We start from the raw sequence: 21,475 nt of genomic DNA, 5'->3' as shown, positions 1-21,475 counted from the left end.
GGCCCTGAGCGACGCGGGCCCCGAGAGGGAGTGGACTGCATGTCAGAAAGGCCAGCCGCCGCGCCGGGCGCGAGCGGAAAAGACAATCAGCATCTTGCGCCGAAGTCCGACATCGAGATTTCGCAGGCCGCGAAGATGCGGCCGATCATCGACGTCGCCCGCGACAAGCTCGGCATCCCGGCCGAACATGTGCAGCCTTACGGCCACTACAAGGGCAAAATCTCCCTCGACTATATCTCCTCGCTCGCGGGCCAGACCGACGGCAAGCTGATCCTCGTCACCGCGATTACGCCGACGCCCGCCGGCGAAGGCAAGACGACGACCACCGTCGGCCTCACCGACGGCCTCAATTACATCGGCAAGAAGGCGCTGTGCTGTCTGCGCGAGCCCTCGCTCGGCCCCTGTTTCGGCGTGAAGGGCGGCGCGGCCGGCGGCGGCTATGCGCAGGTGGTGCCGATGGAGGACATCAACCTCCATTTCACCGGCGACTTCCACGCGATCGGCGCGGCCAATAATCTGCTCGCGGCGCTGATCGACAATCACATCTATTGGGGCGGCGAGCCCAAGATCGATTCGCGCCGCGTCTCCTGGCGGCGCGTCGTCGACATGAATGACCGCGCCTTGCGCTCGGTCGTTTCCTCTCTCGGCGGCGTCTCGAACGGCTTCGCCCGCGAGGACGGATTCGACATCACCGTCGCCTCGGAAGTGATGGCGATTTTCTGCCTCGCGTCGGATTTCGCCGATCTGCAGCGGCGGCTCGGCGACATTATCGTCGGCCAGACGCGCGAGAAGAAAAGCGTGCGCGCTTCGGAACTCAAGGCGGCGGGATCGATGGCGGCGCTGCTCAAGGACGCGATCGCGCCCAATCTCGTGCAGACTCTAGAGAACAATCCGGCGATCATCCACGGCGGCCCCTTCGCCAATATCGCGCATGGCTGCAATTCGGTGATCGCGACGAAGGCCGGCTTGAAGCTTGCCGATTACGTCGTGACCGAAGCGGGCTTCGGCGCCGATCTCGGCGCGGAGAAATTCTACGACATCAAGTGCCGCAAGGCGGGCTTGAAGCCCGATATCACGGTGATCGTGGCGACGATCCGCGCGCTCAAAATGCATGGCGGCGTCGCCAAGGACGATCTGAAGGCCGAAAATGTCGCGGCGGTCGAGAAGGGCTTCGAGAATTTGAAGCGCCATATCGGCAATGTCCGCAAATTCGGCGTGCCGGTGCTCGTCTCGATCAACAAATTCTCGTCCGACACCGCGGACGAAATGGCGGCGCTCGACAGGCTCTGCAAGGCGGAAGGCGTCGAATGCGTCGTCGCCGATAATTGGGGCTCCGGCGGCGCCGGCGCGGCCGACCTCGCGACGGCGGTCGTCAAGACGATCGAGACGCAGCCCTCGAACTTCAAGCCGCTCTACCCCGATGACATGCCGCTCGCCGACAAGGTGCGCACGATCGCCAAGGAACTCTACGGCGCCGCCGACATCTCCTATGATTCGAGCATCAAGGCGCGGTTCGCCGAATTGGAGAAGGAAGGCTTCGGCAAATTCCCAGTCTGTATCGCCAAGACGCAATACAGCTTCTCGACGGATCAGAACGCCAAGGGCGCGCCTTCAGGCTTCACGATTCCGATTCGCGAATTGCGTCTCTCGGCGGGCGCCGAGTTCATCGTGGCGGTGTGCGGCGACATCATGACGATGCCGGGATTGCCGAAGGTTCCCGCCGCCAACAACATCTATGTCGACGAGTCCGGCCGCATCGCCGGCCTATTCTAACCCATTCCCGGCGCCGTCGGCGTCGCGCCAACCCAATCCTGCGGCTCGAAAGGAGCATAAGAAATGTTGAATTCCAGAATTCCCGGCAAGAATTTTCTTTTTGTGCCGGGTCCGACCAATCTTCCCGACCGCATCGTGCGGGCGATGGCGGTCGCGTCGGAAGACCACCGCTCGCCGACCTTCCCGGACCTCGTCAAGCCGCTGTTTCCCGGCCTCAAGAAGGTCTTCGGCACCGAGAAGGGCCATGCCTTCATCTTCCCGGCGTCCGGCACCGGCGGCTGGGAAGCCGCGATCACCAACACGCTGTCGCCCGGCGACAAGGTTCTGGCGCAGCGGTTCGGCCAGTTTTCGCATCTGTGGATCGACCTCTGCAAGCGCCAGGGCCTCGACGTCATCGTGCAGGAGCGCGAATGGGGCACGGGCAATGATCCCGAGCTGATCGAAGAGACGCTGAAGGCCGACAAGAATCACGAGATCAAGGCGGTTCTCGCCACGCATAACGAGACGGCGACGGGCGTTACCTCAGACATCGCCGCGGTGCGCAAGGCGATGGACAACGCCAAGCATCCGGCGATGCTCTTCGTCGACGGCGTGTCCTCGGTCGCGTCGCTCGAGTTCAAAATGGACGAATGGGGCGTCGACGTGATCGTGTCGGGCTCGCAGAAGGGCTTCATGCTGCCGGCCGGCCTGCTGCTGATGGCGGCGAGCCCGAAGGCGATCGAAATGGGCAAGACCAACAAAGGTCGCCGCGCCTATTTCGAATTCCAGGACATGATCAACGCCAACAAGGCGGGTTATTTCCCCTACACGCCTTCGGTGCCGCTGCTCTATGGCCTCAAGGAATCGCTGTCGATCCTGTTCGAGGAAGGCCTCGATCAGGTCTACAAGCGCCATCATCATCTCGCCGAGGGCGTTCGCGCGGCGGTCGCCGCCTGGGGTCTCAAATGCTGCGCCAAGGAGCCCAAGTGGAACTCCGACACCGTGACGGCGATCGTCGTGCCGGAAGGCTATGACGCCGCCAAGGTGATCGAGATCGCCTACAAGCGCTACAACCTCGCGCTCGGCGCCGGCCTGTCGGAAGTCGCCGGCAAGGTGTTCCGCATCGGCCATCTCGGCGATCTTAACGAGCTCATGCTGCTCGGCGCCATCGGCGGCGCCGAGATGGCGATGCAGGACGTCGGCATTCCGGTGACGCCGGGTTCCGGCGCCGCGGCGGCGCAGGCCGTCTATCGCGCCAATCCGCTGCTCAAGATGTAAGTCGGCAATAGGCGTCGGCAGTCGGAGAATTTCGACTGCCGAAGCCCAATTGCCGACTGCCGACAAGAACGAATGACGTGAGGGGGAAACTGGGACATGTCGCACAAAATCGTCTTTCTCGACCGGGAAACGCTCGACGCCAATGTGCGCAAGCCGAATTTTCCTCACGACTACGTCGAACACGCTCAGACGGCGCCCGACCAGATCGTCGAACGACTGAAAGGCGCGACGATCTGCATCACCAATAAGGTGCCGCTGCGCGAGGCGACGCTAAAGCAGCTTCCGGATCTCAAGCTCATCGCCGTCGCCGCGACCGGCACGGATGTGATCGACAAGGCCTATACGACCGCCAATGGAATCGTCGTCTCCAATATCCGCAATTACGCCTTCAACACGCTGCCCGAACATGTGTTCGCGCTGCTGTTCGCGCTGCGCCGGAACCTGGTGAACTACTATAATTCCGTTCGCCAGGGCCGCTGGGGCTACGCCAATCAGTTCTGCTATTTCGACTATCCGATCTATGACATCGCCGGCTCGACGCTGGGCATCGTCGGCTATGGCGCGCTCGGCAAGGAAATCGAAAAGCGCGCGGTCGCGCTCGGCATGAAGGTGCTGATCAACGATGTGATGGACGTGCCGAACAAGGTCGACATCCCGACCATTCTGCGCGAGGCGGATGTCGTGACGCTCAACCTGCCGCTCACGCCGGAGACGAAGAACATGATCGGCGCGAAGGAATTCGCGTCGATGAAAAAGACCGCCTGCATCATCAACACCGCGCGAGGCGGGATCATTGACGAGCAGGCGCTCGCCGACGCGTTGCGCAATGGCGTCATTGCCGGCGCCGGCATGGATGTTCTGACCGTCGAGCCGCCAAAGAACGGCAATATTCTTCTCGATCCGACGATTCCCAACCTCATCATCACGCCGCATGTCGCCTGGGCCTCGAAAGAGGCGATGCAGGTGCTGGCCGACCAGCTCGTCGACAATATCGACGCCTATGTCGCCGGCAGCCCGCGCAATGTCGTGACGGGGTGAGGATGACGTGCCTTGCTCCCCGCCGCCGTCATGCCCGCGCTTGTCGCGGGCATCCACGCGGCGCTGCTGCGGAGCGACTGAAAATGTTGCGCAACGTCTCGGCGTGGATGGCCGGGACAAGCCCGGCCATGACGCGGCCTGAGGAAAGCCGATGACCAAGAAACTGCTTTTCCTATTCGACACCGACCCGGTTCCGAGCGTGTTCGACACGGTGGTCGGCTACGACGGCGGCGCCGATCACATCATCGGCTATGGCGCCGTGACGCCCGAGAACGTCGGCGCGCTGGTCGACGGCTGCATTTACACGCGCGGGCCGAAAGAGAAGCAATATACGGCGATTTTCGTCGGCGGCGGCAGCATGACCGCGGGCGAGGCCGTGTTCAAGGCGGTGAAGAAGCGCTTCTTCTCCAATTTCCGCGTCTCGGCGATGCTCGATTCGAACGGTTCGAACACCACCGCCGCGGCCGGCGTCGCGCTGCTCGCGAAGGCGAGTTCGCTGAAGGGCAAGAAGGCGGTCGTTCTCGCCGGAACCGGTCCGGTCGGCATGCGCGCCGCGGCGATGCTGAATATCGAAGGCGCTGAAGTCGCCATCACCTCGCGTGAGAAGTCGCGCGCCGAAGCGGCGGCTAAGGCGATCGAGGAGCGCTTCGGCTTCAAGCCCGTAGTGATCGAGGCCGCCGACAATGCGGCGCGCGCGGCGGCGTGCAAAGGCGCGCAGATCGTGTTCGCGGCGGGCGCCATCGGCGTGCCGCTGCTCGACGAGACGGATTGGCAGAACGATCCGACGATCGAACTTATCGCCGACTGTAATGCGCAGCCGCCGCTCGGCATTGGCGGCGTCGAAGCGACCGACAAGGCCAAGGAGCGTCACGGCAAGATCGTCATCGGCGCGCTGGGTCTCGGCGGGCTCAAGCTCAAACTGCATCGCGAATGCGTCGGCAAGCTGTTTGACGCCGCCGACCAGGTGTTCGACTGCGAAAACATTTACGCGCAAGCCAAAGTGCTCGCCTGAGCGAGGAAAGATATGAGCGCCAAGAACGATACGATCGGAAAATTCCTCGACGAACTCGCGAGCGATGCGCCCACTCCCGGCGGCGGCGGCGCGGCGGCGTTGTCTGGCGCGATGGGCGCGGCGCTGGTGTCGATGGTGTGCAATCTGACCATCGGCAAGAAGAATTACGAAGCGGTCTCCGCCGATCTGCAGCAGACCCTCGCCAAGGCCGAGAAGCTGCGCGCCGAACTGACCGCGGGCGTCGATGAAGACGTCGTCGCCTTCAACACGCTGATGGGCGCCTACGGCCTGCCGCGCGGCACGGACGAAGAGAAAGCAAACCGCTCGGCGGCGATTCAGTCGGCGCTGAAGGAAGCGACGCTGGCGCCGTTGAAGACCTGCAAGGTCTGCTACGAGGTCATCGCGCTGTCGAAGGAAGCCGCCGACAAGGGCAATCTCAACGTCATCAGCGACGCCGGAGTCGCGGTGCTCGCCGCCAATGCCGGCCTGCGCAGCTGCGCGCTCAATGTCTTCATCAACGCCAAGGCGATCAAGGACCGCGACTTCGCCGAGAAGCAACTCGCCGAGGTCAATGCGCTGCTCGCCAAGGCCGCCGCCGAGACTGAAAGCGTCTATGACACGGTCAAAGCCAAGATCGGCGGCTGAGGAAGCCGCGCCGCAATTGCGAGGAGAGGACTGAAATGGACGTCCACGAGTATCAGGCCAAGGAAATTCTGGCGAGCCACGGCGTCGATATTCCGCCGGGCACGGTCGCCTTCAGCCCGGATCAGGCGGTTTACGCCGCGACTGAACTTGGCGGCTCGCACTGGGTCGTCAAGGCGCAGATTCACGCCGGCGCGCGCGGCAAGGCCGGCGGCGTCAAGCTCTGCCGCACCTATCACGAAGTGCAGCAGGCGGCGCGCGATCTTCTCGGCAAGCGACTCGTCACCGCGCAGACCGGTCCCGAGGGCAAGCCGGTGCAGCGCGTCTATGTCGAAGTCGCCGATCCTTTCGAGCGCGAGATTTATCTCGGCTATGTGCTTGATCGCAAATTGGAGCGGGTGCGCGTCATCGCGTCGAAACATGGCGGCATGGAGATCGAGGAGATCGCCAAGAACACGCCCGACGAATTGCTCCAGGTGATCGTCGAGCCCGCCGTCGGCCTGCAGCAGTTTCAGGCGCGCGAACTCGCCTTTCAGCTCGGCCTCAATCTCAAGCAGGTGTCGCGCGCGGTGAAGACGATCATGGGCGCCTATCGCGCCTTCCGCGACAATGACGCGACCATGCTGGAAATCAACCCGCTCGTCGTCACCAAGGACGATAAGGTGCTCGCGCTCGACGCGAAAATGTCCTTCGACGACAATGCGCTGTTCCGCCGTCGCAACATTGTCGACATGAACGATCCTTCGCAGAGCGATCCGCGCGAAGCGCAGGCGTCCGAGCATGCGCTCAACTACATTGGCCTCGACGGCGAAATCGGCTGCATCGTCAATGGCGCCGGGCTCGCGATGGCGACGATGGACATGATCAAGCACGCCGGCGGCAATCCGGCGAACTTCCTCGATGTCGGCGGCGGCGCGTCGCCGGAGCGCGTCGCGACGGCCTTCCGCCTGGTTCTGTCCGACCGGCGCGTGAAAGTCGTGCTCGTCAATATTTTCGCCGGCATCAATCGTTGCGACTGGGTCGCCCAGGGCGTCGTCGATGCGGTGCGCGCCGAGAAGATCGAGGGCGTGCCGCTGGTCGTGCGCCTCGCCGGCACCAATGTCGAAGCAGGCAAGAAAATCATCGACGAGAGCGGCATTCCAATCATTCAGGCCGACACGCTGGCCGAAGCCGCCGAAAAAGCCGTCGCCGCCTACAAGGGCGCCAAGTAAGCGCCGGAGAACGACACATGAGCATTCTCATTGACGAAAAGACGCCGATCCTGGTTCAGGGCATCACCGGCGACAAGGGCAGCTTTCACACGAAAGAGATGATCGACTACGGCAGCAATGTCGTCGCCGGCGTCACGCCCGGAAAGGGCGGCAAGACTCATCATGGGGTGCCGGTGTTCGACACCGTGCGCGAAGCGGTGCGCGAAACCGGCGCGCAGGCGTCGATCACCTTCGTCGCGCCGGCGTTTTGCGCCGACGCGATCATGGAGGCGGCCGACTCGGGCGTCCGCCTGATCTGCTCGATCACCGACGGCATTCCGGCGCAGGACATGATGCGGGTGAAGCGTTACTTCCTGCGCTTCCCGAAGGATCGCCGGCCGATGATGGTGGGGCCAAACTGCGCTGGCATCATATCGCCCGGCAAGGCGATGCTCGGCATCATGCCGGGCCACATCTACAAGCAGGGCAACGTCGGCTTGATCTCGCGCTCCGGCACGCTCGGCTATGAGGCGGCGTCGCAGCTGAAGGCGCTCGGCCTCGGCATCTCGACATCCGTCGGCATCGGCGGCGATCCGATCAACGGCTCGTCCTTCCTCGATCATCTGGTGCTCTTCGACAAGGACCCGGAGACCAAGGCGGTGCTGATCATCGGCGAGATCGGCGGTCCGCAGGAGGCGGAGGCCTCCGCCTGGATCAAGGAGAATTTCTCCAAGCCGGTGATCGGCTTCGTCGCCGGCCTCACCGCCCCGAAGGGGCGCCGCATGGGCCACGCCGGCGCGATCATTTCGGCGACCGGCGACAGCGCCGCGGAGAAAACCGAGATCATGAAATCCTACGGTCTGACCGTTGCGCCGAGCCCGGCCGAATTCGGATCGACCGTCGCCAAAGTATTGCAGAGCGCCTGAAGGATAGGACCGACGCCGGCGCCGCCGTGCGTCGACGTCCGCACTCATGTCGCGACAGCCGTTCGTCCTGGACGCGCGAGCGCCTAAGGAGTCTTGATGACCGCCGAGACACAGACTTTGAGGAGCACGTCTTCGACCGGCCTGCCGTCGGCTTATGCGACTCGTTCGGTCACCGAAGCGTCGGCATTCCTTCGCGAGCAATTGCTCACGGTCATCCACCGTCACACGCCGGAGATCGAGGCGGTGGTGCGCGACTCCAAGGCGGGCGCGGGTCTCGAGCCGCGGCAGATGGCGCGTGCGCTTCAGGCGCAGGGCATTCTGTTTCAGCTCGTCTCCATCGCCGAACAGGCCTACGCCATGCGCCGGCGCCGGCGGATCGAACGCGAAAAAGGCCACGACAAGCTGCTCGGCACCTTCGACTATGTTTTGTCGAGCGCGGCGGCGTCGGGCGTCGCGCCCGATGAGATTCGCGCGCAATTGCAGACGCTGCGCATCCGCCCCGTCATCACCGCCCATCCGACCGAGGCGAAGCGCGTCTCGATCCTTGAAAAATATCGCCGTATCTATCTGCTGCTGCGCGAACTCGAATCGACCCGCTGGACCGACCGCGAGCGCGAAGCGCTGGTGAAATCGATCTATGATCAGATCGAGCTGTTGTGGCTCACCGGCGAATTGCATCTCGAAAAGCCCACGGTCGATCAGGAAGTCGCTTGGGGCCAGCACTTCTTTCACGAGAGCATTTTCGATCTCGCGCCGGAGCTTTTGTCGACCTGCGAACGCGCGCTGAGACGCCACTATCCCAACGAGACCTTCGAGGTCTCGCCGTTTTTCCAATTCGGCTCCTGGATCGGCGGCGATCGCGACGGCAATCCATTCGTCACGAATGACGTGACGCGCCGCACGATGCGCGAAAACGCTTCGGCGAGCTTGAATTATTATCGAACGCGCGTCGTCGACCTTGCGCGCATGCTGTCGATCAGTCAGCGCGCCGCCGATATTCCCGTGTCGTTCCGCGAGGAACTCGCTGAACGCCTCGCAACTTTGCCGGACGGCGCCGCGATCGAGGCGCGCAATCAGAACGAACCCTATCGGCAGTTCGTCACGACGATTCTGCGCAGGCTCGACCAGACGCTGCGCGCCGTGACCGGCGAGCCGGCGACGGGTCCGCGCTACGCGAGCGCCGACGATCTCATCGCCGACCTGCTCGTGCTCGAAAAGGCGCTGATCGAAGCCAAGAGCGACGCGCTGGCGACCGATCTCGTGCGGCCGCTGCGCCGTGCGGTGGAAATCTTCCGATTCAGCACGGTGCGTCTCGACATTCGACAGAACACGACGCGCACTACGCAGGCGCTCGAAGAATTGTGGCGCCTCAAGACCGGCGGCGAAACCCCGCCCGATCTTGAAGCGCCCGAGTGGCGCGATTTTCTGCTCGCCGAACTCGCGAAGCCCCGCACGGCGCCCGTTCCGCGCGAAAAACTTTCCGACGAAGCGCGCGACGTCATCGAAATGTTCGAGGTCGTCGCCGAGATGCGCACGCAACTCGACCGCGAAGCATTCGGCGGCTTCATTCTCTCGATGACGCGCTCGGCGGTCGACGTGCTTGGCGTTTATCTCCTCGCCAAGGAAGCCGGACTTTTCCTCGACGAACCCGGAATCGAGATACTGACCCTGCCGATCGTGCCGCTCTTCGAGACGATCGGCGATCTGCGCGCCGCGCCGGCGATCATGCGCGATCTCTTGCAGGTGCCGGTCGTGCGGCGCTCGACGCGCTGGCAGGGCAATCTGCAAGAGGTGATGATCGGCTATTCTGACTCGAATAAGGACGGCGGCTTTCTGTCGTCGAACTGGGAGCTGTTCAAGGCGCAGGCGCGGCTTTCTCAGGTCGGACGCGAACAGGGCGTCGCCATCGCCTTCTTCCATGGGCGCGGCGGCTCGGTGTCGCGCGGCGGCGCGCCGACCGGCCATGCGATCGCGGCGCAGCCGGCAGGCTCGATCCGCGGTCGCTTCCGCGTTACGGAACAGGGTGAAGTCGTCTCGTTCAAATATGCCAATCGCGGAACGGCGGCCTATCAGATGGAGCTTCTGGCCTCATCCGTCTTCCAGCACGCGCTGAAATCGGAACGCGAGGAAGCGCTGGCGCCGCATGCGGAATTCGACGAGGCTCTGGAGGAGATTTCCGGCGCCTCCTTCGCGACCTATGCGAAATTTATCGGCGATCCCGATCTTGTCGCCTATTTCCAGGCGGCGAGTCCGCTCGAAGAGATTTCGCTTCTCAATATCGGTTCGCGGCCGGCGCGGCGCTTTGGCGCGAAAAGCCTCGCGGATTTGCGCGCGATTCCCTGGGTCTTCGCCTGGGCGCAGAACCGCCATTCGATCACCGGCTGGTACGGCGTCGGCTCGGGGCTGAAGAATTTTGTCGACGTGCGCGGCGAGCGCGGCCTGGAGCTGTTGCGCCGCATGTTCGAGGATTCGCGCATGTTCCGGCTGATCATCGACGAGGTCGAGAAGACTCTCGCGCTCGTCGATCTTTCGATCGCCAAGCAATATGCCGGACTTGTCGCGGATGAGGCCGTGCGAACCAAAATCTTCAAGGCGATGGAAGAGGAATACGCTCTGACGCGCGAGATGGTTCTGCGCGTCGGCGGCGGCGTCGAATTGGCGGATCGTTTCAAGGAATATCAGGCGCGGCTGTCGCATCGCCTGCAGACCATCAACGAGGTCAATCGCGAGCAGGTGGCGCTGCTTCGCCGGTTCCGCGAGGCAAAGGACGAAGCGGAGAAAGAGGCGGTCAAAGTGCCTCTGCTGCTGTCGATCAGCTGCGTCGCCGCCGGCCTCGGCGCCACAGGCTAATTCAACAGGAAGGGGTAAAGATATGAGCTTCACTTTGATCGAGCAGGCGACGCCGCGTCTCCATCGCTCGGAACTTGCCGTGCCGGGCTCCGCGCCGGGCATGTTCGAAAAGGCCGCCCAGTCGAAGGCCGACCAGATCTTTTTGGATCTTGAAGACGCGGTCGCGCCCGACGACAAGGAACAGGCGCGCAAGAACATCATCCAGGGCCTCAACGACATCGACTGGGGCAAGAAGGTGATGACGCTGCGCATCAACGGTCTCGACACGCAATATTGCTATCGCGACGTCGTCGACGTTCTCGAGAACTGCCCGCGTCTCGACATCGTGCTGATCCCCAAGGTCGGCGTTCCGGCCGACGTCTATGCGATCGACATGATGATCACGCAGATCGAGCAGTTTAAAAAGCGCACCAAGCGGATCGGCATCGAAATCCTGATCGAGACCGCGCTCGGCATGGCCAATGTCGAAGCGATCGCGCAATCGTCGAAGCGCCTCGAAGCGATGTCCTTCGGCGTCGCCGACTATGCGGCCTCGACCCGCGCCCGCACCACGGTCATCGGCGGCGTCAATCCGGATTACGGCGTACTCACCGACAAGGACGCGAGCGGCAATCGCGAATATTACTGGGCCGATCAGTGGCACGCGGCGCAGACGCGGATGATGGTCGCCTGCCGCGCCTATGGCCTGCGTCCGATCGACGGCCCCTTCGGCGACTTCGGCGATCCCGACGGCTATATCGCCGCCGCCAAGCGCGCCGCGGTGCTCGGCTATGAAGGCAAATGGGCGATCCATCCGTCGCAGATCGAGCTTGCCAATCAGGTGTTCACGCCGTCGGAAGCGGAAGTGAACAAGGCGCGCCGCATTCTCGACGCGATGGCCCAGGCCGCCAAGGAAGGCAAAGGCGCGGTTTCGCTCGACGGCCGCCTGATCGACATCGCCTCGATCCGCATGGCCGAGGCGCTGATCGAAAAAGCCAACGCCATGGCGGCGTAACAAGGCGAAACGTTGGGCGCATCCTTCTCCCACTTGTGGGAGAAGGTGGCCCGGCGAAGCCGGGTCGGATGAGGGCCATTGGATTGACCGATGCCTGCGCGGGTCTCGAAATCTCAAACCGACTTTGCGCGTAAACTTCGGCGCAATATGACCATAGCCGAAGAAATACTGTGGCGATCGTTGCGTCGTTCGGGACTCGACGGACTCAAGTTCCGCCGACAAGTTCCAATCGGTCGCTATGTCGTCGATTTTCTATGTGTCGAACATCGACTCATTGTCGAACTCGATGGACCGCCACACGACAAGGATGAACAAAGGCTTCATGACGCTGCGCGCGATGAATGGTTGCGTGCGCAGGGATATCGGATGCTGCGTTTTCAAAACGACCTTGTGATCGGCGGCGGGAATATTCCGCTTGATCGCATTCGTGAAGCCATTAGGACTGGCGCGCGGCAAACTGAAGCGCCCTCATCCGACCCCGCTTCGCGGGGCCACCTTCTCCCGCAAGCGGGAGAAGGGAGAAACAGCGATTTGTGATCGGACTTCGAAGCCCATGCCCCAAGATCACCGCCAGCTTCTTCGCGCCATGTTTGACGCCGCCGTCGGCGCCGCGTCGCCGGCCGTGTGCCTGCCGCCGCATCTTGCGAGGATCGCGCCGCCCAAAGGCCGCACCATCGTCGTCGGCGCCGGCAAGGCGGCAGCCTCAATGGCGGCGGCGGTCGAGGCGCATTGGCAGGGTCCACTCGACGGGCTCGTCGTCACCCGTTATGAACACGGCGCGCCGACGAAGCACATCGAAGTCATCGAAGCCTCGCATCCGGTGCCGGACGCCGCTGGCCGCGAGGCGGCCAAGCGCATTTTGCAGAGAGTGCAGGGGCTCTCCGAAGACGACCTCGTCCTGGCGCTGATTTCCGGCGGCGGTTCGGCGCTGATGGCGCTTCCGGCCGAGGGCGTCACGCTTGAAGAAAAGCAGGCGGTCAACAAGGCGCTGTTAAAGAGCGGCGCGAATATTTCCGAGATGAATTGCGTGCGCAAACATCTCTCGGCGATCAAGGGCGGGCGACTCGCCCGCGCCGCCGCGCCGGCGCGAGTCGTGGCGCTGATGATTTCGGACGTGCCGAATGACGATCTATCGGTGATCGCCTCCGGCCCCACCGTTCCCGATCCGACGACGCGCCAAGACGCGCTCGCGGTCATCGCCAAATATAAGATCGACGCGCCGGCCGCGGTGCTCGCGCATCTGCAAAAGCCGGACTGCGAAACGCCAAAGCCTGGCGACGCCATCTTCGACAAGGTGCAGAACATTCTCATTGCCACGCCGCAAGGTTCGCTCGACGCCGCCGCGGCGGTCGCCAGGGCGGCGGGGTTCACGCCCTGCATTCTCGGCGATCTAGAGGGCGAGTCGCGCGACGTGGCGCTGGTGCACGCCGGCATCGCCAAGCAGATCGCGCTCCATGGTCAGCCCTTCGAGCCGCCGGTCGCGATCATCTCAGGCGGCGAGACGACGGTCACCGTACGCGGCAAGGGACGCGGCGGACGCGACGCCGAGTTCTTGCTCGGTCTGACGCTGGCGCTCGAAGGCTTCGGCGGCATCGCGGCGATCGCCTGCGACACCGACGGCATCGACGGCAGCGAGGACAACGCCGGGGCGATCATGACGGCGGATTCATTCGCGCGCGCGATGCAGGCGGGCGTCGATCTGAAGGCGCTCTTCGCCAATAATGACGCCTACACCGCTTTCGAGAAGCTCGGCGATCTCATCGTGACCAAGCCGACACGCACCAATGTCAATGATTTTCGCGCTATTCTCGTGCCGAAGCGGGTGTAGATCGTCCCAGGCTAAGCCCTTGGACCGTCGCGCGCGGCTTGTTAAACTGGTGCAAGAGCGCCGTGACAAGCTTGGCTTGCAGCGCAAGCCTTTCCACATTGGAAGCCCATGAACAAGCCTTTAAGCCCGCAACCCTTCGATCCGCGTGGCGCGGCGGCGATGTTTGAGCGCTATCGTCGCGACGATTCGCCGAAGCCGACGCAGTGGAACGACACGCTTGATCTCATTCTCGCGCATCGTTCGCATCGCAATTTCCTGCATCAGCCGCTGCCCGAAGGCGCGCTGGAGACGATCGTTGCCGCCGCGCAATCGGCGTCGACCTCCTCGAATTTGCAAGTCTGGAGCGTCGTCGCCGTCGAGGATCAGGCGCGCAAAACCCGCCTTGCCGATCTCGCCGGCGGACAGAAACATATTCGCGACTGCCCGCTGTTCCTTGTCTGGCTCTGTGATCTCGCGCGGCTGGAACATCTCGGGCGCGAGAAGGGGCGCGACGCCGCGGCGCTGCCTTATCTCGAAATCTTTCTCACCGGCGTTGTCGACGCCGCGCTCGCCGCGCAGAACGCCGTCACCGCGCTCGAATCGATCGGTCTTGGCTGCTGCTATATCGGCGCGATGCGCAACAAGCCTGAAGAGGTCGCCAAGGAATTGAATCTGCCGCCGAATGTCTTCGCCGTCTTCGGCATGGCCGTCGGCGTTCCCGATCCCGCGGCCAACGCCGCGGTCAAACCGCGCCTCGGGCAAGGCGCCGTGCTGCATCGCGAGCAATATGAATGGGGCGACGCGCAGCGCGAGGCGATCGAGACGCTCGATGTGAAGTTCAAGGACTTCCAGAAGGAACAAGGCCTGCCGGACCAGGGCTGGATTCGCCAGGCGTTGTCGCGAGTGCGCGGGGCAGAGGCGCTCAGCGGGCGCGACCGTATGCGCGAGGCTTTGAATGCGTTGGGCTTCGCCCTTAAGTAAGCGGCGACAAAGGGGCAGGCTGATGGACGCTCATCCGACGAACGCCTATTCGGGCGAGATTTTCGATCTCTGGGACACTTATAAGAAAGTCGTCGTCAAGGATTTGATGTTCCATGCCGCGCTCAGCGAAGATGTCGAGCGCGCTTTGCGCGCGCGCTTCCGGGGCGGCGACTATTCCCTGCTCGATCTTGGTTGTGGCGATGCGCAAGTCTTCGCGCCGATTCTGCGTCGCATCCCGCCGTCGAGCTATAGGGGCGTCGATCTTTCCGACACCGCGCTGACGCTCGCCGCCGAGAATCTCAAGTTCCTGCCATGCGCTGTGCAACTCGGGCATGGCGACATGCTGTCGGCGCTCGCCGATGGCGAGACCTATGACGTCATCCACAGCAGTTTCGTTCTGCATCACCTCGCCACCGCGGACAAGGCTGAGTTCTTCCGTCGCGCCGCGCGCGCGCTTGCGCCCGGCGGCGTGCTGCTGCTGGTCGACACCATGCGCGAAGAAGATGAATCCCGCGAAGACTATCTGAAACATTATTTCGACTGGATCGAGAAGGATTGGGCGGCGCTGTCGCGCGCTGAAAAGGACGCGGTTTACGAGCACGTCTCGACCAGCGACTATCCGGAGCCATTGTCGCTTCTTGAGCGGCAGGCGCGCGACGCGGGTCTTACGCGCCTCGCCGCCGATGCGCCGCATCGCTGGCATCATCTGATGCAATTCGAACGGGCCTAGCCGATGTCGGAAGCGGCGGTCGCCGCCCCGCCAAAGCCGCGCGCGCCGCAATCAATCGACGCCGACCGCGTCGTCGCCAAGGCGGCGCGGCGACTGGTTCCCTTTCTCGTCACGGCCTTTATCGTCGCCTATCTCGACCGCGTAAACATCGGCTTCGCGGCGCTGACGATGAATGGCGAACTTGGTTTCACGCCGGAATTCTTCGGCTGGGGCGCCGGCGTCTTCTTTATCGGCTATTGCCTGTTCGAGGCGCCGAGCAATTACATCATGCACCGCGTCGGCGCGCGCATCTGGATCGCGCGAATCATGGTGAGCTGGGGCCTGGTGTCGGCGCTCACCGCCTTCATCTGGAACGAGGCGAGCTTTGTTATTCTGCGTCTGCTGCTCGGCGTGATGGAAGCCGGTTTTGCGCCGGGCGTCATTCTCTATCTCACCTATTGGATTCCCGCCGCGCAACGCGCGCGCGTGCTCGCCGGCTTCCTCATCGCCGTGCCGGTGTCGAGCGCGATCGGATCGCCGATCTCCGGGCTTATTCTGGCGGCAATGGACGGCGTCGGCGGGATCAGCGGCTGGCGCTGGCTGTTTTTGATGGAGGCGCTGCCGTCGATCCTTCTCGGCGTCGTCTGCTTTTTCTATCTGCCTGACGGACCGCAGTCGGCGAATTGGCTAACCTCCAGTGAGAAAACGTCTCTGCGCGCCGCTCTCGATAAGGACGCCGGACAAGACCACGGCGATCACTGGCGCGCGCTCAAGGACATGCGCGTTCTTCTGCTTGGAGTCGCCTATTTCGGAATCGTCATTGCGCTTTACGGCTTGAGCTTCTGGCTCCCACAGATCATCAAATCGTTCGGCTTTGGCGTTATCGCCACGAGTCTGCTGGCGTCACTTCCTTACATCTGCGCCGCGCTCGCGATGTGGGCGTGGAGCCGCAGCTCAGATCGCCGGCGCGAGACCGTCGGCCATACGGCGCTTGCCGGCGTCATTGGCGCTGTTGGGCTCGCCTGCGCCGCCTATGCGCCGACGCCCTTGCTGTCGATGATCGCGCTGTCCGTCGCCGCCGTCGGCGCGATCGCCGCGCTGCCGACGTTTTGGAGCTTTGCGACTCTGGCGCTCGGTTCGGGGGACGGCGTCATCGGCGTCGCGGTGATCAACTCGATCGGCAATATTTCAGGCTTCGCCGGTCCCTACCTCGTTGGCCTCATCAAAGGCGCAACCGGCGAATTTTCGGATGCGCTGCTCGCGCTCGCCCTGGGACCGCTCGTCACGGCGCTCCTGCTTTTGCGGGCGCGGCGTTCAGCGAATAGTAAATATCCAGCGCGCGGCGCCTGAGCTCGTCGACGGTAATCTCTTCCTTGCGCGTCGAGAAGACCCAGACATGGCCGAAAGGATCGCGGACCGTTCCGCTGCGATCGCCATAGAACATATTTTGCGGCCCGCAGATTTTGGTCGCGCCGGCTTCGATCGCCTTGATGAAGATCGAATCGACTTCCGGCACATAGACGTTCAGACTGATTGACGACCCGCCGAGCGCTCTCGGCGACGAGAGCCCGCTCTCTTCATAAATATCGGAAAGCATGACAATCGAATCGCCGATCATGATTTCGGCATGGACGATGAGACCATTGGGGAGTTCGACGCGCACGCGCTCCTTGGCGCCGAAAGCGCTTCGATAAAAGTCGAGCGCCTTCGCCGCGCCGGCGATGCAGAGATAGGGCGTCACTTTGCTGTAAGGCGCTGGAACCGATTTGTCGGGCATGCTTCTTCCCCCCATTCTGCATCGCCCCCTCCGCATTAAGGTAACGCGCCCAGGCTTAAGGCAAGAGGGGCGCTCGATCTATCCTTCGATCGCCTCGCGCTTGATTTCGAGTTCCAGCCATTCCTCCTCGGCCGCGGCGAGTTCCGATTCCACCGTCGCGAACATTTCGCTCGCCTTGGCGAATTTGGGGGCATCTTTCGCGTAAAGCTCGGGATCGTCGAGCAACGCCTGTAGCTTGGCGCGTCTCGCGTTCAGCTCCTCGATCCTGCCGGGCAGAGTGGCGAGCGCGTGCTGCTCCTTGAAGGAGAGCTTCGCTTTCGACGCCGTCTTCTCGCGCGGCGCCGGCTTTTCCTTCGCCTCCCGCTGAATCGGCGCCGCGCACCGCGCCTCGACGCCTTCGCCGCGTTGTGCGACCATGTCGCTGTAGCCGCCAGCATATTCGATCCAGCGGCCGCCGCCTTCGCTCATCAATACGCTTGTTGCGACGCGATCGAGAAAGTCGCGGTCATGGCTGACGACGATGAGCGTGCCGGGATAATCGGCGAGCATTTCCTCCAAGAGATCGAGCGTTTCGAGATCGAGGTCGTTGGTCGGCTCGTCGAGCACGAGAAGGTTCGACGGCTTCGCCAAAGCCCGCGCGAGCATCAGGCGTCCGCGTTCGCCGCCGGAAAGCCTCCCGATCGGCGTGCGCGCCTGTTCGGGCTTGAACAGGAAATCCTTCATATAGCCGATGACGTGACGCCGTTCGCCGTTGATCTCGATCGTGTCGGAGCCGCCGCCGGTCAGTGCGTCCTGCAATGTCGTTTCGGGATCGAGACTCGCGCGGTTCTGTTCGAGGGTCGCCATGTCGAGATTGGCGCCCAATCGCACTTTGCCGCCGTCAGGCGCGAGGCCGCCGGTCAGAAGATTGACCAGCGTCGTCTTGCCGGCGCCATTGGCGCCGACGATCCCGAGGCGGTCGCCGCGCAGAATGCGCGTCGTGAAATTCGTGACAATGGCGCGTTCGCCAAATGATTTGCCGATCTTGATCGCCTCGATGACGAGCTTGCCGGAAAGCTGCGCCTCGCTCGCTTCAAGCTTCACGTCTCCGGTCGGCATGACGCGATTGCGCCGCTCGGCGCGCAGATGATGCAAGCCGGCAAGCCGCTTCATATTGCGCTTGCGTCGGCCCGAGACGCCGTGACGCAGCCAATGTTCTTCGGCGACGATCTTGCGCTCCAATTTGTGCTGCTGCTTTTCTTCTTCCTCCAATTCGCGGTCGCGCCAGGCTTCGAACTCCCTGAAGCCGCGCGCCAGATGTCGGGTGCGGCCGCGATCGATCCACAGCGTTTCGCGGGTCAAATCCTGAAGAAAGCGGCGGTCGTGGCTGATGAGCACCAGCGCCGAGCGCAACCCCGCGAGCCTTTCTTCGAGCCACAGGATCGTCGGCAGGTCGAGGTGGTTCGTCGGCTCGTCGAGCAGCAAAATGTCGGGTTCGGGCGCGAGAACGCGGGCGAGCGCCGCGCGGCGCTCTTCGCCGCCCGAGAGGCGCGCGGGGTTCTCGTCGCCGGTCAGACCGAGATCGTTGAGCAGCGTCCGGGCGACGTGGGGATCGTCCAACGGTCCGAGACCGGCTTCGACATAGGCGAGCGTCGTGGCGAAGTCCGAAAAATCCGGCTCCTGCGGCAGATAGCGCAATGATGCGCCGGGCTGCAGAAAGCGCGTCCCGCCGTCCGGCTCAATTTCGCCAGCGGCGATCTTGAGAAGCGTCGATTTGCCGGAGCCATTGCGGCCGACGACGCAGAGCCGCGCGCCCGGCGCGACGGTAAGGTCGGCGCCATCGAGCAGCGGCTTGCCGCCGAGCGTCAGGGTGACGTCTTGCAGGGCGAGAAGGGGCGGCGGCGGCATGGAGGATTAGCAGCGTCTTAGGGACATGAGATAGGCTTTTTCCACGCAGCCGGGCCGCTGTCACCCCCTGCGTTGGCAATCGTCCCTGGGAGCAAACGCAATGCCCGTCACCGCCGAGCAAATTCATGCCGGACAGGCGATTTACACGCCCAAAATGCTCGCGATCTACGACGTGCTGGTGCTCGGCCTGTCCAATCGCTGGATATGGAAATGTCCGACGCCGCAGGTGCTGGCGCATTACGACCGGCATGTCAGCGGCAATCATCTCGATGTCGGCGTCGGCACCGGCTATTTTCTCGACCGCTGCCGATTTCCGATGCCGACGCCGCGCATCGCGCTGATGGATTTAAATCGCGACGCGCTGCAATTTGCGGCGCGACGCATCGCGCGCTACCGGCCTGAGATTTATGTGCGCAATGTGCTGGAGCAGATTGACGTCGACGGCGCCAAATTCGACTCGCTCGGCGTCAATTATCTGCTTCACTGCCTGCCGGGCGATATGGCGACCAAGGCGCGCGCTTTCGACTTTCTGTCGCCCTTGTTGAACTCTGGGGCGATCGTCTTTGGCTCGACGCTGCTGCTCGGCGGCGTCGCGCGCAGCTTTGCAGCGCAACGGCTGATGGCGTTCTACAATTCCAAGGGCATATTCTCGAACACGCAGGACGATTTCGACGCACTGAAGCGCGAACTCGAAAAGCGCTTCGATGCGGTAAACGTCGAGACGGTTGGTTGCGCGGTCCTGTTTTCAGGGAAGGCGCGCGAATCAGGCGCCTAGTCCCAGCGCGCTCCGCACCCGCGCCGAATAGCCGTAAAGATCGGGGCGCAGCACAAGTCGCCCACCTTCATCGACATAGGCCGTGAAATATTCGATGTGGATCGGCAGCGGTTTTGAAAGATTGATGTAGCGCTCCGAGCCGCCGATCAGCCGGCGCACGCGGCTTTCCGACCAGCCGCTGCCGGGGCCGAGCACGGCTTCGGCGAGTGCAAAGGGCGCATCGACGCGCATGCAGCCATGGCTGAAGGCGCGATGCGACGCAGAGAACAGATTGCGCGACGGCGTATCGTGCAGATAGACCGAGAAGTCGTTGGGGAACATGAATTTGATGCGGCCCAGCGCATTACGCTCGCCCGGCGGCTGGCGCACCACGAGCTTGCCGCCGCGATAGCGGACGTCGAAGCCGCTCGCTGCGATCGCGGCCGGGTCGCCATTGGCCTTCGGCAGCAGTTCCTTGTTCAGGATCGACGGCGGCACGTTCCAATAGGGATTGACGATAATGTATTGCAGCGCGTTGGAGAAAATCGGCGTCGGCGTCGTCTCCTTGCCGACAATGATTCGCGTGCGATGTGTCACCGCGCCGTCGCGCACCACGGCGAGTTCGAAATCGGGGATGTTCACTTCGACCCGCTCGTCGCCGAGATCGCGCGGCAGCCAGCGCCAGCGCTCCATATTGGCGATGATTTCCGCTTCAATGCGGGAGGTTGAAGGCTTGGCGAGCGCGGCAGCGCGGCGCCGCTTGGGTTTGCCCGCAGGCGGCAGAGCGTCGCTCTGCGAGGCGCTCTCAGCGGCGGCGTAGCGTTCGTCGGAAGAAGGCGCGGCGGCGCGCTGCGCCTTCAGCTCGATCAGCTTTTCGCGCAGCTGCTGATAGCCGTAATGCGCAGGGTTATAGGCCTGCAGCGCCTCGCCAGCGGTTTCGCCGGCGCCGGCGATGTCGGCGATGGCGCGCGCCGGATCGGGCAGGGCGGTCTTCGCGCCGATGAGTTTCGAGATGCGCTCGGGGTCGATCCGGGCGCCGCGCGCCTGCAGCGCATAGGCGGCCACGGCTTCCGAAAGAGCAAGTTCGTCCGCCTCCGTCGGCGCGGCCTTTTCGGCGTCAGGCGTGGCATAGACGCGAAGATCGAGCCCGTCGTCGGCGGCATGGGCGAGCCGCGCCAGCGCCGCTTTCGCCGAGGCGCGCCATTCGCCATTCTCGATCCAGAAGGGCGCGAAATTCTCGGCCGCGTAAGCCGCAGCGAGCGCCGCCCGCAGGCGGCGGCGCTCCGGCGCCACGGCGGCGTGGCCGGCCCAGGCGTCGAGCGCCGAGGCGAGGCCGCGGTTCTCTTCGGGCTGGAGGCTCCAGGCGAGGCCGAGCGGGTCAGCGGGCTGCGCCGGCGCGGCGCGCGGATCGGCGTCGAGCAGCGCTGCCGCAGGCGCGGCGTCAGCGACAGCGAAATCCGGAACGTCTAGCGGCGCGCGCGTCGGAACGCGCTCAACGCCGTAAAGCGCGACGAGCGGCGGCGGGTCGAAGAGTTCGGCGCGGCGCGGCGGATGTTGATCCGCGCGCGCCGGAGCGGCGAGCGCCCAGGCGATCACGGTCGCAACATAGTAAATTCGCCCGGCTTTCGCGCCAGCAGTCATGGCTCGTCCTCGCATGAACCTCGTCGCGCGAGGTCTGAGCGTCTTTAGGGAGAAAATCTGTGCGATGGCGCAAGCGCGGGCGCTCGGCCATTGCTTCGACGTAAAGGTAATGCGCGGCGCGAGCCTTGTGAATCCGCCGACGCCCGCCGGCGCCGCTCAGACGCCGAAAAAGTCGGACTGTGGCGGCTACGCTACAGTCGCGCCAGGCGGCGAATCCAGCTTAGCGAGGCGTCATCT

General features: G+C 63.6%; 18 protein-coding genes. 15 read left to right on the top strand and 3 right to left on the bottom strand.

Going from position 1 to position 21,475, the window contains the following annotated elements; all coding sequences use genetic code 11:
* The first annotated feature begins 39 nt into the window (after nucleotides 1-39).
* From U1E20_RS08055 to U1E20_RS07990, 14 genes are all read left to right on the top strand, one after another.
* Nucleotides 40-1,773, top strand: a complete 1,734-nt coding sequence (locus tag U1E20_RS08055) for a formate--tetrahydrofolate ligase (RefSeq protein ID WP_409980074.1) — start codon at nucleotides 40-42, stop codon at nucleotides 1,771-1,773.
* 63 nt (nucleotides 1,774-1,836) lie between these two features.
* Entirely contained in the window at nucleotides 1,837-3,030 is a 1,194-nt protein-coding gene (locus U1E20_RS08050; RefSeq protein ID WP_409980073.1) for an aminotransferase class V-fold PLP-dependent enzyme, read from the top strand.
* A 96-nt stretch (nucleotides 3,031-3,126) separates the two neighbouring features.
* Complete coding sequence (locus U1E20_RS08045) at nucleotides 3,127-4,068, top strand: D-2-hydroxyacid dehydrogenase (RefSeq protein ID WP_409980072.1); 942 nt, start codon at nucleotides 3,127-3,129, stop codon at nucleotides 4,066-4,068.
* A gap of 151 nt (nucleotides 4,069-4,219) precedes the next feature.
* A complete protein-coding gene (locus tag U1E20_RS08040) occupies nucleotides 4,220-5,080 on the top strand; it encodes an NAD(P)-dependent methylenetetrahydromethanopterin dehydrogenase (protein WP_409980071.1) in 861 nt (286 codons plus the stop codon).
* 12 nt (nucleotides 5,081-5,092) lie between these two features.
* A complete protein-coding gene (gene fchA, locus U1E20_RS08035; RefSeq protein ID WP_409980070.1) occupies nucleotides 5,093-5,725 on the top strand; it encodes a methenyltetrahydrofolate cyclohydrolase in 633 nt (210 codons plus the stop codon).
* A gap of 35 nt (nucleotides 5,726-5,760) precedes the next feature.
* Nucleotides 5,761-6,933 carry a malate--CoA ligase subunit beta gene (locus tag U1E20_RS08030; RefSeq protein WP_409980069.1) on the top strand — a complete coding sequence of 391 codons (1,173 nt, stop codon included), beginning with the start codon at nucleotides 5,761-5,763 and terminating at the stop codon, nucleotides 6,931-6,933.
* 17 nt (nucleotides 6,934-6,950) lie between these two features.
* The gene (sucD, locus tag U1E20_RS08025) at nucleotides 6,951-7,838 is read left to right on the top strand and encodes a succinate--CoA ligase subunit alpha (protein WP_409980068.1); all 888 of its coding nucleotides are present in this window, start codon (nucleotides 6,951-6,953) and stop codon (nucleotides 7,836-7,838) included.
* A gap of 96 nt (nucleotides 7,839-7,934) precedes the next feature.
* Nucleotides 7,935-10,688: a phosphoenolpyruvate carboxylase gene (locus tag U1E20_RS08020; protein ID WP_409980067.1), complete on the top strand. Its 2,754-nt coding sequence runs from the start codon at nucleotides 7,935-7,937 to the stop codon at nucleotides 10,686-10,688.
* Between the two features lie 22 nt (nucleotides 10,689-10,710).
* Entirely contained in the window at nucleotides 10,711-11,682 is a 972-nt protein-coding gene (locus tag U1E20_RS08015) for an HpcH/HpaI aldolase/citrate lyase family protein (RefSeq protein ID WP_409980066.1), read from the top strand.
* Between the two features lie 90 nt (nucleotides 11,683-11,772).
* Nucleotides 11,773-12,219: an endonuclease domain-containing protein gene (locus U1E20_RS08010; RefSeq protein ID WP_409980065.1), complete on the top strand. Its 447-nt coding sequence runs from the start codon at nucleotides 11,773-11,775 to the stop codon at nucleotides 12,217-12,219.
* A gap of 16 nt (nucleotides 12,220-12,235) precedes the next feature.
* Nucleotides 12,236-13,510, top strand: a complete 1,275-nt coding sequence (locus U1E20_RS08005; protein ID WP_409980064.1) for a glycerate kinase — start codon at nucleotides 12,236-12,238, stop codon at nucleotides 13,508-13,510.
* 108 nt (nucleotides 13,511-13,618) lie between these two features.
* Nucleotides 13,619-14,470 (top strand): NADPH-dependent oxidoreductase, encoded by an 852-nt coding sequence (locus U1E20_RS08000; RefSeq protein WP_409980063.1) that lies wholly within the window; start codon nucleotides 13,619-13,621, stop codon nucleotides 14,468-14,470.
* 22 nt (nucleotides 14,471-14,492) lie between these two features.
* A complete protein-coding gene (locus tag U1E20_RS07995; RefSeq protein ID WP_409980062.1) occupies nucleotides 14,493-15,200 on the top strand; it encodes a class I SAM-dependent methyltransferase in 708 nt (235 codons plus the stop codon).
* 3 nt (nucleotides 15,201-15,203) lie between these two features.
* Nucleotides 15,204-16,529 carry an MFS transporter gene (locus U1E20_RS07990; RefSeq protein ID WP_409980061.1) on the top strand — a complete coding sequence of 442 codons (1,326 nt, stop codon included), beginning with the start codon at nucleotides 15,204-15,206 and terminating at the stop codon, nucleotides 16,527-16,529.
* Here U1E20_RS07990 and U1E20_RS07985 read toward each other — a convergent pair.
* Together U1E20_RS07985 and U1E20_RS07980 are read right to left on the bottom strand one after the other, a co-directional pair.
* Nucleotides 16,462-16,956 carry a VOC family protein gene (locus tag U1E20_RS07985; protein ID WP_409980060.1) on the bottom strand — a complete coding sequence of 165 codons (495 nt, stop codon included), beginning with the start codon at nucleotides 16,954-16,956 and terminating at the stop codon, nucleotides 16,462-16,464. The two genes, U1E20_RS07990 and U1E20_RS07985, sit on opposite strands and share 68 nt — an antisense overlap.
* Before the next feature lie 78 nt (nucleotides 16,957-17,034).
* Complete coding sequence (locus U1E20_RS07980) at nucleotides 17,035-18,843, bottom strand: ABC-F family ATP-binding cassette domain-containing protein (protein WP_409980059.1); 1,809 nt, start codon at nucleotides 18,841-18,843, stop codon at nucleotides 17,035-17,037.
* Nucleotides 18,844-18,943: 100 nt separating this feature from the next.
* Here U1E20_RS07980 and U1E20_RS07975 point away from each other — a divergent pair, with 100 nt between their 5' ends.
* Nucleotides 18,944-19,618, top strand: coding sequence for a class I SAM-dependent methyltransferase (locus U1E20_RS07975; RefSeq protein WP_409980058.1), 675 nt, complete (start codon nucleotides 18,944-18,946; stop codon nucleotides 19,616-19,618).
* Here U1E20_RS07975 and U1E20_RS07970 read toward each other — a convergent pair.
* Nucleotides 19,607-21,238: a murein L,D-transpeptidase gene (locus U1E20_RS07970; protein ID WP_409980057.1), complete on the bottom strand. Its 1,632-nt coding sequence runs from the start codon at nucleotides 21,236-21,238 to the stop codon at nucleotides 19,607-19,609. The genes U1E20_RS07975 and U1E20_RS07970 overlap by 12 nt on opposite strands.
* Nucleotides 21,239-21,475 lie beyond the last annotated feature (237 nt).

Source organism: Methylocystis sp. (assembly GCF_046349115.1).
GTDB lineage: Bacteria > Pseudomonadota > Alphaproteobacteria > Rhizobiales > Beijerinckiaceae > Methylocystis.
This window is presented reverse-complemented; position numbering and strand designations above follow the sequence as displayed.

Coding starts and splice junctions, on each gene's coding strand:
- U1E20_RS08055 (WP_409980074.1), top strand. CDS start 40: ATGTCAGAAAGGCCAGCCGCCGCGCCGGGCGCGAGCGGAAAAGACAAT.
- U1E20_RS08050 (WP_409980073.1), top strand. CDS start 1,837: ATGTTGAATTCCAGAATTCCCGGCAAGAATTTTCTTTTTGTGCCGGGT.
- U1E20_RS08045 (WP_409980072.1), top strand. CDS start 3,127: ATGTCGCACAAAATCGTCTTTCTCGACCGGGAAACGCTCGACGCCAAT.
- U1E20_RS08040 (WP_409980071.1), top strand. CDS start 4,220: ATGACCAAGAAACTGCTTTTCCTATTCGACACCGACCCGGTTCCGAGC.
- fchA (WP_409980070.1), top strand. CDS start 5,093: ATGAGCGCCAAGAACGATACGATCGGAAAATTCCTCGACGAACTCGCG.
- U1E20_RS08030 (WP_409980069.1), top strand. CDS start 5,761: ATGGACGTCCACGAGTATCAGGCCAAGGAAATTCTGGCGAGCCACGGC.
- sucD (WP_409980068.1), top strand. CDS start 6,951: ATGAGCATTCTCATTGACGAAAAGACGCCGATCCTGGTTCAGGGCATC.
- U1E20_RS08020 (WP_409980067.1), top strand. CDS start 7,935: ATGACCGCCGAGACACAGACTTTGAGGAGCACGTCTTCGACCGGCCTG.
- U1E20_RS08015 (WP_409980066.1), top strand. CDS start 10,711: ATGAGCTTCACTTTGATCGAGCAGGCGACGCCGCGTCTCCATCGCTCG.
- U1E20_RS08010 (WP_409980065.1), top strand. CDS start 11,773: ATGCCTGCGCGGGTCTCGAAATCTCAAACCGACTTTGCGCGTAAACTT.
- U1E20_RS08005 (WP_409980064.1), top strand. CDS start 12,236: ATGCCCCAAGATCACCGCCAGCTTCTTCGCGCCATGTTTGACGCCGCC.
- U1E20_RS08000 (WP_409980063.1), top strand. CDS start 13,619: ATGAACAAGCCTTTAAGCCCGCAACCCTTCGATCCGCGTGGCGCGGCG.
- U1E20_RS07995 (WP_409980062.1), top strand. CDS start 14,493: ATGGACGCTCATCCGACGAACGCCTATTCGGGCGAGATTTTCGATCTC.
- U1E20_RS07990 (WP_409980061.1), top strand. CDS start 15,204: ATGTCGGAAGCGGCGGTCGCCGCCCCGCCAAAGCCGCGCGCGCCGCAA.
- U1E20_RS07985 (WP_409980060.1), bottom strand. CDS start 16,956: ATGCCCGACAAATCGGTTCCAGCGCCTTACAGCAAAGTGACGCCCTAT.
- U1E20_RS07980 (WP_409980059.1), bottom strand. CDS start 18,843: ATGCCGCCGCCGCCCCTTCTCGCCCTGCAAGACGTCACCCTGACGCTC.
- U1E20_RS07975 (WP_409980058.1), top strand. CDS start 18,944: ATGCCCGTCACCGCCGAGCAAATTCATGCCGGACAGGCGATTTACACG.
- U1E20_RS07970 (WP_409980057.1), bottom strand. CDS start 21,238: ATGACTGCTGGCGCGAAAGCCGGGCGAATTTACTATGTTGCGACCGTG.